Raw genomic sequence first — 12,644 nt, forward strand, 5'->3', positions numbered from 1 at the left:
TTGTCGAGTTGACGCGGGTCTTGCTCGGTGTGCCCCAAAGGGACTGCCGAGGGGTATTCCGGCGGCACGGGGCTCCGCAGACAGCGCAGCTGCGCTGTGCAACAAGGCGTGCCGCGCCTGTGTTTCAGTCGGCCTGGAAAATCTTGTCGGCAATCATCGAACCAATGGGAATCGCCGAGGTGGCGGCGGGCGAGGGCGCGTTGCATACGTGCAACATGCGTGGGGTCTGGGCGAACAGGAAGTCGTGCACTAGGCTGCCGTCACGCATTACCGCCTGGGCGCGAATCCCCGCCTCGTAGGGCAGCAGGTCGGAGACTTCCAGGGACGGGCAGTACTTGCGGCACTGCTCCAGGTAGCCGGACTTGAACAGCGAGTTCTTCATCTCCGTGGTGCCGGAACCCAGGTTCTGCCAGATGGTTTTCCAGAACCCGGGGAAGCTGGCGTACTGCGCCACGTCGCGCCAGTTGATGGAGAACTTCTTGTAGTTCTCCCGGCCCAGGCCCAGCACCGCATTGGGGCCGACGGTGACGCTGCCGTCGATCATGCGGGTCAGGTGCACGCCGAGGAATGGCAGCTCCGGGTCGGGGATCGGGTAGATCAGGTGATTGACGATGTTGTTCTTCGAGGCCGGCAGGCGGAAGTACTCGCCGCGGAAGGGGATGATCTGGTGGTCGATCTTCACCCCGGCCAGGGTCGCCAGGCGATCCGATTGCAGGCCGGCACAGACCACCAGTTTCTTCGCCTGCCAGCTGCCGCCATGGCTGTTGACCGTGACGCTGTCGGCGTTTTCCTGGATCGCGGTCACGGTCTGGCTGAGGCAGATTTCTCCACCGTCGCGGCGGATCACCCGGGCCATGGTTTCGCAGACTTCGCGGTAGTCGACGATGCCGGTGGCGTCGAGGAACAGCCCGCCGAGGCCGACGATGTTCGGCTCACGCTGACGCAGTTGCTCGGCGTCCAGGCGCTCCACCTTCAGGCCGTTCTGTTGTGAGCGCTGGTACAGGGCTTCCATGCGCTGCATTTCCAGGGCGTTGGACGCTACCAGCACCTTGCCGCAGACCTCGAACTTGATTCCGTGCTCGCTGCAGAACTGCTTGGTGGCCTCGGCGCCGCGCTTGCACAGGTCGGCCTTGAGGCTGCCCGGCGCGTAGTAGATACCGGCGTGGATCACCCCGCTGTTGTGACCGGTCTGGTGCCGGGCCAGGACATTTTCCTTTTCCAGGATCACCAGCGAGGCGCCCGGCTGGCGCTTGAGGATCTCCATGGCCGTGGCCAGTCCGACGATGCCGCCGCCGATGATGCAAAAGTCATAAATCATGGTTCTGGGTACCTTGGATCAAACGGTTTCAAGTCTGGTTATCAGGTTGTCAGACTAAGTGTTCCGATAAAAAACCGCAGGCTAGCGCTTGCGGCTTGAAGCGTGTTGCAGGTGTCAGTCGAGGGTTGGCAGCTCCAGGTCCAGGCGCTTGGCCGCGGCACGCAAGTGAGCATCGGCACAAGCGGCGGCGGCCTGGCGATCACCGGCGGCAATGGCCTGGTACAGCGCCTGGTGTTCCTGGGTGGCATCGGCGGAACCGCCGACCTGGCGCCGCGCCGAGTTTTCCCAGGCGGCCTTGCGGGCGCTGGTTAGCTGGCTGCGCAGAAAATCATGGAAGGCCACGAAGTAGTCGTTCTTGCTGGCCTCGGCGATGGCCCGGTGAAACTCCACGTCAGCCAACCCCGCGGCTTCGAAATCGCTGCGCTTGTCGTGCATTTCCTGCAGGGCTTGCTGCATGCGCTGCAGATCGGCGGCATCGCGGCGCTGGGCGGCAATCGACGCGGCCTGGGTTTCGATCCACAGGCGCATCTCGAACATCTGCGCCAGATCCGGCAGGCGGCCATCGGCCTGGGGGAAGCGGAACACCGTGCCGGCCGGGGTCTTGGAAATGTACGACCCCAGGCCGCGCCGGGCGATCAGCACGCCATCGGCCTTGAGCTGGGCAATGGCTTCGCGCACCACCGAGCGGCTGACATTCAGCTGCTCGGCCAGTTGCTGTTCAGTGGGCAGGCGCGACTCGGGAGCCAGGCGGCCGGAGTCGATCTCGGTACGGATCGCATTGACCACACGCACAACGAGAGAGTCGGGACGCTGGAGTTCGAGCATGGAGAAACCTTGGTAGTCAGGTTGTCAGACAATAGCGGGTGGGATTTTTCACTGTCAAGAAAAAACCATGGTGCAGCGGCGCCGGTAATCGCTAGAGCCCCGGCGCCGCGTGCTCAGGCGTTGCCTGGGCTGCCACTCGCTGGCGCTGGGCAATGCCTCCGGGCGCCGGGCGGGCGGGGTCACACCGCGTCCTCGTTGCCGCGCAGCAGTGCTGCTTGCAACCACTCACAGAAGCTTCGGGTCAGTGCACTGCTCTCGCTGTCCCGATGAACCAGCCAGGCCCAGGTCGGGCCGCGCACGCTCTGTTCGCACAGGGGCACCAGCAGGTCCTGACGGCGGGCCTGTTGCGCCAGCAACTGGCTGACCAGGGCAATCCCATGGCCGGAGCAGGCGGCGTCCAGGAGCAACCCGGGATCGGAAAAATTCAGGCCGTTGCTGCGCTGGCCGATGTCTGTACCGCCTTCCACCACCCAGTGGCTCCAGTCCATTTCCCGTTCGCCATGCAAGGTGGTGCGTAGCTCCTGGGGCTGCTCCAGCAGGGACGGGTGGCAGGCCGGGTACAGACGGTCGTGGTACAGCTCCAGGTAGCTGCACTCGGCCTGGGCGCTGAGGTCGTCGCGCAGGGTCAGGTCGATGGTCTGGGTGCTCATGTCTGGCGGTTCGAAGCTGGTGAACAGCCACAGGTCCACCTCGGGGTGCAGGCGATGGAACTCCCCCAGGCGTGGCAGCAACCAGTGACGGGCAAAGGCTGGGCTGGTATTGACCACCAACTGATTGGGCTTGCGGTACTGCTCGAGGCGACGGATGCCCACCGCCAGTTGTTGCAGCAGCGACTGGGTGGTGCTGCGCAGGTCATGCCCGGCATCGGTGAGGGTGACGCTGCGGCCGCTGCGGTGGAACAGCGGCTGTTCGAGGAAGGTTTCCAGGCTGCGGATCTGCTGGCTGATGGCCGACTGGGTGAGGTGCAGCTCTTGCGCGGCCTTGTGGAAACTGCCCAGGCGCGCGGCGGCTTCGAAACCGCGCAGGGCATTCAGGGGAGGCCAGTGTTTCAACATGATTGATAAGCCTTGCTGATCAGAATTGCGCTAAATCTATCGTTTGTTGAGGGTTTTTCAAAGTCATAGCATGGGCGCAATGGTTCGACCCTGTTGGTCGATTGATAAAAAAACCTTACTTCAGAGGTGCAGCGCCCATGTTCAGCAATCACCATCAAACCCAGGGTTGGAGGATGCCCGCCGAGTGGGCGCCCCACGCCGCGACCTGGATGGTCTGGCCCCACAATCAGGCCCTGTGGGAGTCGGTCTGGGGCGTGACCCTGGCCGATGTGCAGGCGGATTTTGCGCGGGTGGCTAATGCCATTGCCCGTTTCGAGCCGGTGAAACTGGTGGTGGACCCGGTGGCTCTGGACAGTGCCCGCGCGCTGTGTGGCGACAATGTCGAGCTGATTGCCCAGGCGGTGAATGACAGCTGGTGCCGCGACTCCGGACCGAGTTTTATCTGTCATCCGCAGCAAGGCCTGGCCGGGGTCAGTTGGCGCTTCAATGCCTGGGGTGAAAAATCGGCTCACGACCTGGATCGAAGCCTGGCTCGGCGCCTGCTCGACGAGCTGGGGCTGCCCAGTTTCGGTAGCCCGCTGGCCAACGAAGGCGGTGCCATCCATGTGGACGGCGAGGGCACCCTGATCACCACCGAGTCGGTGCTGCTCAACCCCAATCGCAACCCGGGCCTGAGCAAGGCCGAGATCGAGGACGTCTTCAGCCGTTTGCTGGGGGTGCAGAAGACCATCTGGCTGCCGGGTGACCCGGACCATGTCACCGGTGACATGACTGATGGCCATGTCGACGGGGTGTGCGCCTTCGCGCGCCCAGCGGTGTTGTTGGTGGATGCTACCCACGATCAGGAGTCGGTGTACGCCGAAGTGGTGCGCGAGAACCGCCGGGCCTTGGAGCTGGCCCGGGATGCCCAGGGGCGCAGCTTCGAACTGATCGAACTGTTCGAAGCCAGTGCTGCGGTGGACGCTCGGGCCGAGGTGTTCTGCGCGTCCTACACCAACTTCTACCTGGCCAATGGCGCGGTGATCATGCCGGCCTACGGCATCGCTGCCGATCAAGCGGCGGCCCAGGTGTTGTCCCGGGCTTTTCCCGGGCGGGAAGTGGTGCCGGTACGGATCAACCACCTGGCCCACGGCGGCGGTGGCGTGCACTGCATCACCCAGCAGCAGCCGCTGTGGCCGCTGGAGGTGCTGGCATGAGCCCGTTGATCGTCGCTACCGTCCAGATGCCCTGTACCTGGGACTTGCCAGGCAACCTCGATCGCGCCGAACAACGGGTGCGGGAAGCGGCGGCCCAAGGTGCCCAGGTCATCCTCCTGCAGGAACTGTTCGCCACGCCGTACTTCTGCATCGAGCAACAGCACCAGCACCTGGCCCTGGCCGAGGACTATGCCGGCAGCCAGGTACTCAAGCGCTTCGCCGCCCTGGCCCGGGAGCTGGGGGTGGTGCTGCCCCTGAGCTGGTTCGAGCGGGCCGGCACGGCCTACTTCAATTCCCTCAGCGTCGCCGACGCTGACGGACGCCTGTTGGGGGTGTACCGCAAGACCCATATCCCCAACGCGGTGGGTTATCAGGAGAAGGAATACTTCAGCCCAGGCGACACCGGTTTCCGGGTCTGGGATACGGCTTACGGACGCCTGGGGATCGGCATCTGCTGGGACCAGTGGTTTCCCGAGACCGCCCGCTGCCTGGCGTTGCAAGGGGCCGAGGTATTACTGTTTCCCACCGCCATCGGTTCTGAGCCGGGAGCGGCCGATCTTGATTCCCGGGACCACTGGCAGATGACCATGCGCGGCCATGCTGCGGCCAATCTGCTGCCCGTGGTAGCGGCCAACCGCATCGGCCGCGAAGTGGCCACCAGCGATCCGACGCTGCATATGGATTTCTATGGCTCGTCCTTTATCTGCGATCACAAGGGCAGCCTGCTGGCCGCGGCTGATCGCACGACCGACGGCGTGCTGTTGTACAGCCTGGACCTTGCGGCCATGGCCGAAGAGCGCCGCACCTGGGGCATCTTCCGTGACCGGCGCCCGGAGATGTACGGCCCCCTGCTGAGCCTCGATGGACAACGCATCCACCCCCACTGGACTACCCGGGAGGCATGATATGCAACCGACTGGCAAACCCCGCTTGCAGGCACTCGGCTGGTTGCTCGCCGCGACCCTGGTATCGACCCAGGCCCGGGCCGAAGCCGAGGACAAGACCCTGCGCCTGTACAACTGGGCCGACTATTTCGCCGCCGATACCCTGAGTCGCTTTACCGCCGAAACCGGGATCAAGGTGATCTACGACGTCATGGAAGGCAGCGAAGTGCTGGAAGCCAAGCTGATGACGGGCGGCAGCGGCTACGACCTGATCTTCCCCGGCGACACCGTGGCCGAACGGCTGATGCGCGCCGGCAGCCTGCAGACCCTGGACCCGAGCAAGCTGAGCGGCCTGGACGACATCGAGCCCGGTCTGCAAAAACTGCGGACCCAGTACCCCCGCGCCAGCCAGGCGACGGTGCCCTACACCTGGGGCACCATCGGCTTGACCTACAACGCACAGCAGGTCGCCGAGCGCCTGCCCAATGCCCCGGTGAACAGCCTGGACCTGTTGTTCAAGCCCGAGCTGGCGAGCAAGTTTGCCGATTGCGGAATCTCGGTCATCGACTCGCCGGATGAAGTGCTGGCGGTGGCGCTCAACTACCTCGGGCGTGAACCGCGCAGCGCCAAGCCGGCGGATCTGCAGGCCGCCGGCGAACTGCTGGGGAAGCTGCGGCCCTACATCCGCAAGTTCCAGTCGCAGCCAGTGACCGACCTGGTCAACGGCAATCTGTGCCTGTCTCTGGGTTACAGCGGCGACATGACCCAGGCCCAGCGCGCTGCCGATGCCGCGGGGAAAAAGGTCGACTTCCAGTACCGCATCCCCCGTGAAGGCACCACGGTGTGGATGGACACCATGGCGATCCCCAAGGACGCCCGGCACCCGGAGTACGCCTATGCCTTTATCAACTTTGTCATGCGCCCGGAGAACATGGCGGCCATCAGCAACTCCACCGGCTATCCCACGGCCAATGCCAAGGCCCGGCCCGCTGTCGATCCGCAGATGCGCGACAACCCGGACATCTACCCGGATCAAGCCAGCTTCGAACGCCTGATCCCCGGCCGGGACATCCCACAGGCCGACATGCGCGCCCGAATGCGCGCCTGGACCAAGTTCAAGACCGCGACAGCACCAAGCCCCTGAACCCGGGCCGGCAGGCCGCAGTGCGGTTCGCCGGCAAGTCGGCTCCTAGAATGTCCGGGTAGGAACAGGCTTGCCCGCGAAGGCGCCCGTGAGCACCTCGCCTGCTTTTGTACCCCCTTCAGCAAACCCCACCCAGAGAATTGCCCCATGCCCACCCGACGTGAACTGATCAAACAGGCCTCGCTGCTGGTCGCAATCACCGCGATGACCAGCCTGGGCCTGGGCTCCCGCCAAGCCCGAGCCCAGGAGCAGGACGACTGGTACCTGCCTGACGAAGGCGACCGCCAGCAGCGGGCCTTCATGGCCTTTGGCGCCCAGGACGCGATCTGGGAAGACTTCACCTCTGATGTCCAGCAAGCCCAGGGGCGCATCGCCCGCGCCATCGCCGTCCATCAACCCCTGACCCTGTTCTGTCGCGAAGAGGAGCGCGACCTGGCCGAAACACTGTGCGGGACGCACAACATCAGCTACGTGATCACCGAGCTGGACGATATCTGGATGCGCGATATCGGCGCCAACTTCGTCACCAACGCCCAGGGCCAACTGGGCGCGGTGGACTTCAACTTCAATGGCTGGGGCAACAAGCAGCGCCACGTCCGGGATGCCCGGCTGGCGAGGCAAATGGCCGACGCCGCCGATGCCCGGTACCTGCGCAGCGAGCTGGTAGGCGAGGGGGGCGGTATCGAGGTGGATGGCCACGGCACCGGAATCATGACCGAAAGCAGCTGGATCAACAGCAACCGCAACCCGGGTTGGAGCAAGGCCGAGGTGGAGGCTGAACTCAAGGCTTGTCTCGGCTTACGCAAGATCATCTGGCTACCGGGGATCAAGGGCCGGGACATCACTGATGCCCATGTCGACTTCTATGCACGTTTCGTCAGGCCCGGGGTGGTGGTGGCCAACCTCGACAACGACCCGGACTCCTACGACCACCAGGTGACCCTCAAGCACCTGGAGATCCTGCGCAATGCCACCGATGCCGATGGCCGCAAGCTGCAGGTTCACACCCTGTCGCCGCCGCTGAACCCGCGCAAGACGCGCTTCAGCCGGGGCAACGACGATTTTGCCGCGGGCTACATCAACTACTTCGTGATCAATGGCGCGGTGATTTCCCCGCAGTTCGGCGATCCGGCGGCGGATACCAAGGCCCTGGCCCTGCTGGAGAGCCTGTACCCCGGGCGGCAAGTGGTGCAGTTGGACATTGACGCCATCGCGGCGGGAGGCGGGGGAATCCACTGCGTGACCCATCAGCAGCCCGAGGTGTGAGGTTCGAGGGCGCTGGCAAAAGTGGTCTGCTCCTTTCGATTGAACTGGACTGATCAAGCCCTCCACTCAAACCATAAGCTGGCGCTCCTCACCATCCAGGGGTTGACGTCTGGAGTGGGTTTTCAACAGGAGAGTGCAATGAGTGATCAACAACACGCAGTGACGATACGACCGATTCAGCCTGGCGATTATCAGCAGTGGTTGCAGTTGTGGCTGGCGTATCAGGATTTCTATCAGGTGACGCTGGATGAGCAGGTCAGTGTGGTTGCCTTCGAGCGTTTCTGCGATCCGCAAGAGCCGGTGTTTTCAGCGGTGGCGGTGCAGGGTGATGAACTGATCGGTTTCGTCAACTCGGTGTTGCACCGTTCGACCTGGGCGGTAACCGACTTCTGTTATCTGGAGGACCTGTATGTCGCACCGGCAGTGCGGGGCAGTGGTGCGGGGAAACTGTTGATCGAGTGGGTGCAGGCCTTTGCCCGGGAACAGCGGTGTGGGCGCTTGTATTGGCATACCCAGGAGAGCAACAAGCGTGCGCAGAGGTTGTATGACTGGGTGGCGCACAAGCCTGGGGTTATTGAGTATCGGATGGGGTTGTGAGGAAGAGCGGGGGCTTTGGGGATTTTTTTGGGGGCATATCCGTTGCTGCGGGTGTGGCGGCTGGCGGTTTCGCCCTTACGGCGAGTCACTTTGGGGCCCCAAAGTAACCAAAGGGCTTTGCCCCTCCACTCGGTGCCTCGCCTAGGCTCGGCATGCCCTCACTCCGGCATTGATCCGTGGGCCGCCGCCACCGGCCATCCATGGCCGGGTGGCGGCTAACCCGGCATCCCTGTCGGGTTACCCACGGCTCAATGCCTGCGTTCGGCCATCGTGGTTAACGGGGCGTTCAGATCAAGATCAAAAGCCAGAGCAAGATCAACATCTGACGGCGGCCTACCGGCCGGCCTGTTTCATCGCCGTTCGCGTTACATGTAGCCGCTGCCGAAGGCTGCGACCGGCTCCGCAGGAGACGCTAAACCTGCCTCCCCGATATTCCTGACCTATCGCGCCGCCTGGTCTTGCGAGCGCTAGCGCTCGTTCGCAGCCTTCGGCAGCGGCTACAAGGAGCCGGCCTGCGCACCTTGGCTTTGGCTTTTGACCTTCCGGCCCCTTCCCAGCAGCGATGGCCCCTCTATTCCCCCTGACGAAACACCAGCGCCTTGAGCCCACATTGCGGATCGGCATCGGGAAACTCCGGCGGGTTCTCCAGCCGCTGTTCAAAACGCAACCCCGGCGCTGCCTCGGCCATGCCCTCCAGCAGAAACTCCACGGTAAACGCCGGGTCGTTCATGCAGGCCAGCACGCAGCCGTTGGCTGTCAGCAACTCCGGCAAGCGCCGCAGGACGCGGGCATAGTCCTTGCCCAGGACAAAGCTGCCTTTCTGGAACGATGGCGGATCAATGATCACCAGGTCGTAAGGGCCACCTTGCTTGACCTTGCTCCAGGACTTGAACAGGTCATGGCCGAGAAAACTCACCCGGCTGGTGTCGTGGCCATTGAGCCGGTGGTTGTCGCGGCCACGGCTCAGGGCCGCTCGGGACATGTCGAGGTTGACCACTCGCTCGGCACCGCCAGCGATCGCTGCTACCGAGAAGCCGCAGGTGTAGGCGAACAGGTTGAGCACGTTCTGGCCCCGGGCATGGGCCCGGACCCAGTTGCGCCCGTAGCGCATGTCGAGGAACAGCCCGTTGTTCTGCTTGCTGCCCAGGTCCACCTGGTAGCGCAGGCCTTCCTCGGTGATGGTGCAGGAATCCACCGGCGGGCCCAGCAGCCATTCGCCATGGCTGTCGGGCAGGTAGCGGTGTTGCAGCATCAGGCTGCGGGCGCCGCTGGCGGCCCATTGCGCGGAGTCGCCCAGCTCCACCAGCAGCAGCTTCAGGGCCGCGAGTTGTTCAGGCTCCGGCGCCTTGAACAGGGACACCAGCAGTACCCCTTGCAGCCAGTCCACGGTCAGTTGCTCCAGCCCCGGCCAGCAGCGGCCGCGGCCATGGAACAGGCGCCGGGTTTCGGTGGGCGCGGTGGCCAGGGCGGTTAGCAAGTGCTGGTTGAGGGTGGCGAGGGCTTGAGGGGTCATCACGGTAACCGGCGATTTTCGGGGGCGGCATTTAACCACAATTGCCGGCGTCCGGCGCTCAGTCGATGTACTGCGCTCGCCCCGTGGCGCGCCAGTGTGCAAGTCGCTCGTCCATCACCGATGCCAGCCGGTCGTAGTTGCTCCAGCTGTTTTCCACCCGGTAGAGGGTGCCCGGCTCGGGGGCCAGGATCTGTTCGTAGTCGCTGGAAAACCGACCGCTGTCCCGCCCCTTGTAGTAGGCCAGGGCAAAGGCATTGCCTTCGTCGTTGAAATCGCCGTCGCTGAGCTTTTCATCCAGTATCCGCAACAGGAACTCGCGGCCATCGAGGGTGCGGGCCTGGACTTGGCGGATCTCCTCTTCGACATCGTCCAGCAGCTCCTCGCTGGCAAAGTCGTTGATCAGCATCCAGGCCAGGAACAGGCCGATGTGGGTGGCTCCGGCCGTGGTGGGCAGGTCGTCGGGAAAGTCGCCGCCGTAGTGCCAGGAGGCGTCGTCGTATTTCATGGGGACAGGTCCTGAAAGGTGAGAGGGGCGTGCAAGTTGCAGGGGCGTCACAGAATCGCGTTGGTCCATTTCGGGGTGCCGGCCAGGCGCCGCTTGACGCTGTCGATGCGCCATTGCCCCGCGACCCGTTTGACCAGGAAGCGATGCTCGTAGCACAGCGTCCGGGAGGCTGGATCACGCATCAGCACTTCGGCCTGGGCGGGCTTGAGCAGCTGGCAGCCCAGTAGTTGGTCGGCCTCGGAGTAGGTTGTGGGGTAACCGTAGGCGGCTCGGGGATAGGTCCGCGGCCGCAGGGTGCAGAAACGTTCGAGGAGCTGTTGCGGTTCGGCCCAGAAGGCCGCGTCGGCAGCCTTGTGGCCCAGGGCATTGCCCCGTTGTTCCCAGGCCTCCAGCGCCAGGGTATAGGCCCGCACCTGGGTGACCGGATCGCCACTGTTGTCATCGCCTGGTGCCAGTGGCGGCCAGGGCAGGCAAGGGGCCGCCGCGGACGCTGGCGGCGCTCCGGCACCGGCCTGCGCCAGCTGTTGCATGATCTGGGTATGGCCCTTCTCTTCGGCCAGGGACCAGGCATTGCGCTGCTGGAAGTCCAGGCGCTGGGGATCGGCGCCGGCTTTGAGCAGCAAGCTCAGCATTGCCTCGTGCCCGGCCTGGGCGGCGTTCATCAGGGCAGTGCGTTGCAGTTCGGGGCTGGCGTGTTCGAGCGCTGCGCCATGGGCTATCAGCAACTCGGCCATGGCGCTATCACCTTGGCTGGCGGCCCAGGCCAGGGGGCTGTAGCCCAGGGCCTTGCACGGTTGCTGGACATTCGCGCCGCGCGCCAGCAGCAGCGCCACGGCCGGCCGGTGCCCGGCGATAGTGGCGGCCAGCAGGGCCGTGCGGCCGGTGCCCTTGTGCTGCCATTCAAGGTCCGCGCCAGCATCAAGGAGGCGCTCGATGGCCGCGAGATCGCCGCGTGCGGCGGCTTTTTCCAGTAGGTGAGACAAGGTCGAGAATCCGTTCGGTCAGGGTAGAAACACCGCGGCATGGTAACGCTGCATGCTGCGTTTTTGCCACGCCCGATAGGCCCCTCATCGCCGTTCTGGCAGGCCAGTTGCGCTGGGCTACGTTGCGATAGGGGACGCTGGGTGCGGCCCGGGCCATTGCGAGCGTCGCCGGCGGGGACTGGGGTGAGGGCGGATCAATGACCGGCAGCACCGGCCCGGCCAGTGGAGCAATTCTGCGGCGGGCAGGGGTGTTCATGGACGCCTTCCGAAGGCTTGCGTAGGATGGCGCGTTCGCGTTCTACGCCGTTGCAGCCAGCGCTGCAGCCTCCCTTGCCAACAGGAGTCCGTGATGTTCAAGGCCATTGTGATTGACAAAGACACTGCAGGTTATCGCGCCCATCTGAGCCAGCTGGAGGAGGTGCAACTGCCGGCAGGTGATGTCACGGTGCGGGTGGCCTACAGCACCCTGAACTACAAGGACGGCCTGGCGATCACTGGCAAAAGCCCGGTGGTGCGGCAGTTTCCCATGGTCCCCGGAATCGACCTGGCAGGCACCGTCGAAGCCAGCAGCCATCCGCGCTTTCGCCCGGGGGAGCAGGTGCTGCTCAATGGCTGGGGCGTGGGCGAGAGCCATTGGGGCGGGCTGGCGCAGAAGGCCCGGTTGCAGGGGGACTGGCTGATCCACCTGCCAGAAGCCTTCAGCGCGCGCCAGGCCATGGCCATCGGCACTGCCGGTTACACCGCCATGCTGTGCCTGATCGCCCTGGAGCGCAGCGGCCTGACCCCCGAGCACGGCGAAGTGCTGGTCACCGGTGCCAGCGGCGGCGTCGGCAGCTTTGCCATCAGCCTGCTGTCGCGCCTGGGCTACTCGGTGATTGCCGCCACCGGGCGGCCGGAAGAGGCCGACTACCTCAAGACGCTGGGGGCCAGCCGTATCATCGAGCGTGCCGAACTGTCCGAACCGGGACGCCCGCTGGCCAAGGAACGCTGGGCGGCGGCCATCGATTCGGTGGGCAGTCACACCCTGGCCAACGTCTGTGCCGGCACCGCCGCCGATGGTCTGGTGGCTGCCTGCGGGTTGGCTCAGGGCATGGATTTCCCGGCTTCGGTGGCGCCCTTCATTCTGCGGGGTGTGAGCTTGCTGGGGATCAACAGCGTGACCCGTCCCTACCACGAACGGGTGCATGCCTGGGAGCGCCTGGCTGCCGAGGTGGACCAGCAGCACCTGCAGCGGATCACCCGCGAAGTGGGCCTGGAAGAGGCGTTGACCGTCGCCCGCGAACTGCTCGAAGGCAAGGTCCGCGGGCGGGTGGTGGTGGACGTCAACCGCTGATACAAACCTCGGGCCGCTGCGCTGC

General features: G+C 64.7%; 12 protein-coding genes. 6 read left to right on the top strand and 6 right to left on the bottom strand.

Annotated features, from left to right (window positions below; all coding sequences use genetic code 11):
• Window positions 1-124: 124 nt before the first annotated feature.
• The 3 genes from lhgO to Q8O96_RS04015 form a co-directional block, all read right to left on the bottom strand.
• Complete coding sequence (gene lhgO, locus Q8O96_RS04005) at window positions 125-1,318, bottom strand: L-2-hydroxyglutarate oxidase (protein WP_115582175.1); 1,194 nt, start codon at window positions 1,316-1,318, stop codon at window positions 125-127.
• A 114-nt stretch (window positions 1,319-1,432) separates the two neighbouring features.
• Window positions 1,433-2,143, bottom strand: coding sequence for a FadR/GntR family transcriptional regulator (locus tag Q8O96_RS04010; protein ID WP_102864280.1), 711 nt, complete (start codon window positions 2,141-2,143; stop codon window positions 1,433-1,435).
• Between the two features lie 179 nt (window positions 2,144-2,322).
• Complete coding sequence (locus Q8O96_RS04015; RefSeq protein ID WP_115582176.1) at window positions 2,323-3,198, bottom strand: LysR family transcriptional regulator; 876 nt, start codon at window positions 3,196-3,198, stop codon at window positions 2,323-2,325.
• A gap of 137 nt (window positions 3,199-3,335) precedes the next feature.
• Between Q8O96_RS04015 and Q8O96_RS04020 the strand changes: the two genes are divergently transcribed.
• The 5 genes from Q8O96_RS04020 to Q8O96_RS04040 all read left to right on the top strand — a co-directional run bounded on the left by Q8O96_RS04020 (window position 3,336) and on the right by Q8O96_RS04040 (window position 8,285).
• The gene (locus tag Q8O96_RS04020; protein ID WP_102864282.1) at window positions 3,336-4,394 is read left to right on the top strand and encodes an agmatine/peptidylarginine deiminase; all 1,059 of its coding nucleotides are present in this window, start codon (window positions 3,336-3,338) and stop codon (window positions 4,392-4,394) included.
• The gene (aguB, locus tag Q8O96_RS04025; protein ID WP_305948411.1) at window positions 4,391-5,299 is read left to right on the top strand and encodes an N-carbamoylputrescine amidase; all 909 of its coding nucleotides are present in this window, start codon (window positions 4,391-4,393) and stop codon (window positions 5,297-5,299) included. The genes Q8O96_RS04020 and aguB overlap by 4 nt, the downstream gene beginning before the upstream one ends.
• Window position 5,300: 1 nt before the next feature.
• Complete coding sequence (locus tag Q8O96_RS04030; RefSeq protein WP_102864284.1) at window positions 5,301-6,422, top strand: extracellular solute-binding protein; 1,122 nt, start codon at window positions 5,301-5,303, stop codon at window positions 6,420-6,422.
• 147 nt (window positions 6,423-6,569) lie between these two features.
• Window positions 6,570-7,688, top strand: a complete 1,119-nt coding sequence (locus Q8O96_RS04035; RefSeq protein ID WP_305948412.1) for an agmatine/peptidylarginine deiminase — start codon at window positions 6,570-6,572, stop codon at window positions 7,686-7,688.
• 138 nt (window positions 7,689-7,826) lie between these two features.
• Window positions 7,827-8,285, top strand: coding sequence for a GNAT family N-acetyltransferase (locus Q8O96_RS04040; RefSeq protein WP_102864286.1), 459 nt, complete (start codon window positions 7,827-7,829; stop codon window positions 8,283-8,285).
• Window positions 8,286-8,856: 571 nt separating this feature from the next.
• On the opposite strand, the gene Q8O96_RS04045 is transcribed toward Q8O96_RS04040, so the two are convergent.
• The 3 genes from Q8O96_RS04045 to Q8O96_RS04055 are packed head-to-tail and all read right to left on the bottom strand — an operon-like array spanning window position 8,857 to window position 11,286.
• On the bottom strand, window positions 8,857-9,798 hold the full coding sequence (locus Q8O96_RS04045) for a class I SAM-dependent methyltransferase (protein ID WP_102864287.1): 942 nt from the start codon (window positions 9,796-9,798) through the stop codon (window positions 8,857-8,859).
• 58 nt (window positions 9,799-9,856) lie between these two features.
• On the bottom strand, window positions 9,857-10,303 hold the full coding sequence (locus Q8O96_RS04050; protein WP_102864288.1) for a hypothetical protein: 447 nt from the start codon (window positions 10,301-10,303) through the stop codon (window positions 9,857-9,859).
• Window positions 10,304-10,350: 47 nt separating this feature from the next.
• Entirely contained in the window at window positions 10,351-11,286 is a 936-nt protein-coding gene (locus Q8O96_RS04055) for an ankyrin repeat domain-containing protein (protein ID WP_305948413.1), read from the bottom strand.
• A 349-nt stretch (window positions 11,287-11,635) separates the two neighbouring features.
• Here Q8O96_RS04055 and Q8O96_RS04060 point away from each other — a divergent pair, with 349 nt between their 5' ends.
• On the top strand, window positions 11,636-12,619 hold the full coding sequence (locus tag Q8O96_RS04060) for an MDR family oxidoreductase (protein WP_102864290.1): 984 nt from the start codon (window positions 11,636-11,638) through the stop codon (window positions 12,617-12,619).
• Window positions 12,620-12,644: the final 25 nt, after the last annotated feature.

Source organism: Pseudomonas sp. LPH60, assembly GCF_030718165.1.
Taxonomy (GTDB): domain Bacteria; phylum Pseudomonadota; class Gammaproteobacteria; order Pseudomonadales; family Pseudomonadaceae; genus Aquipseudomonas; species Aquipseudomonas danubii.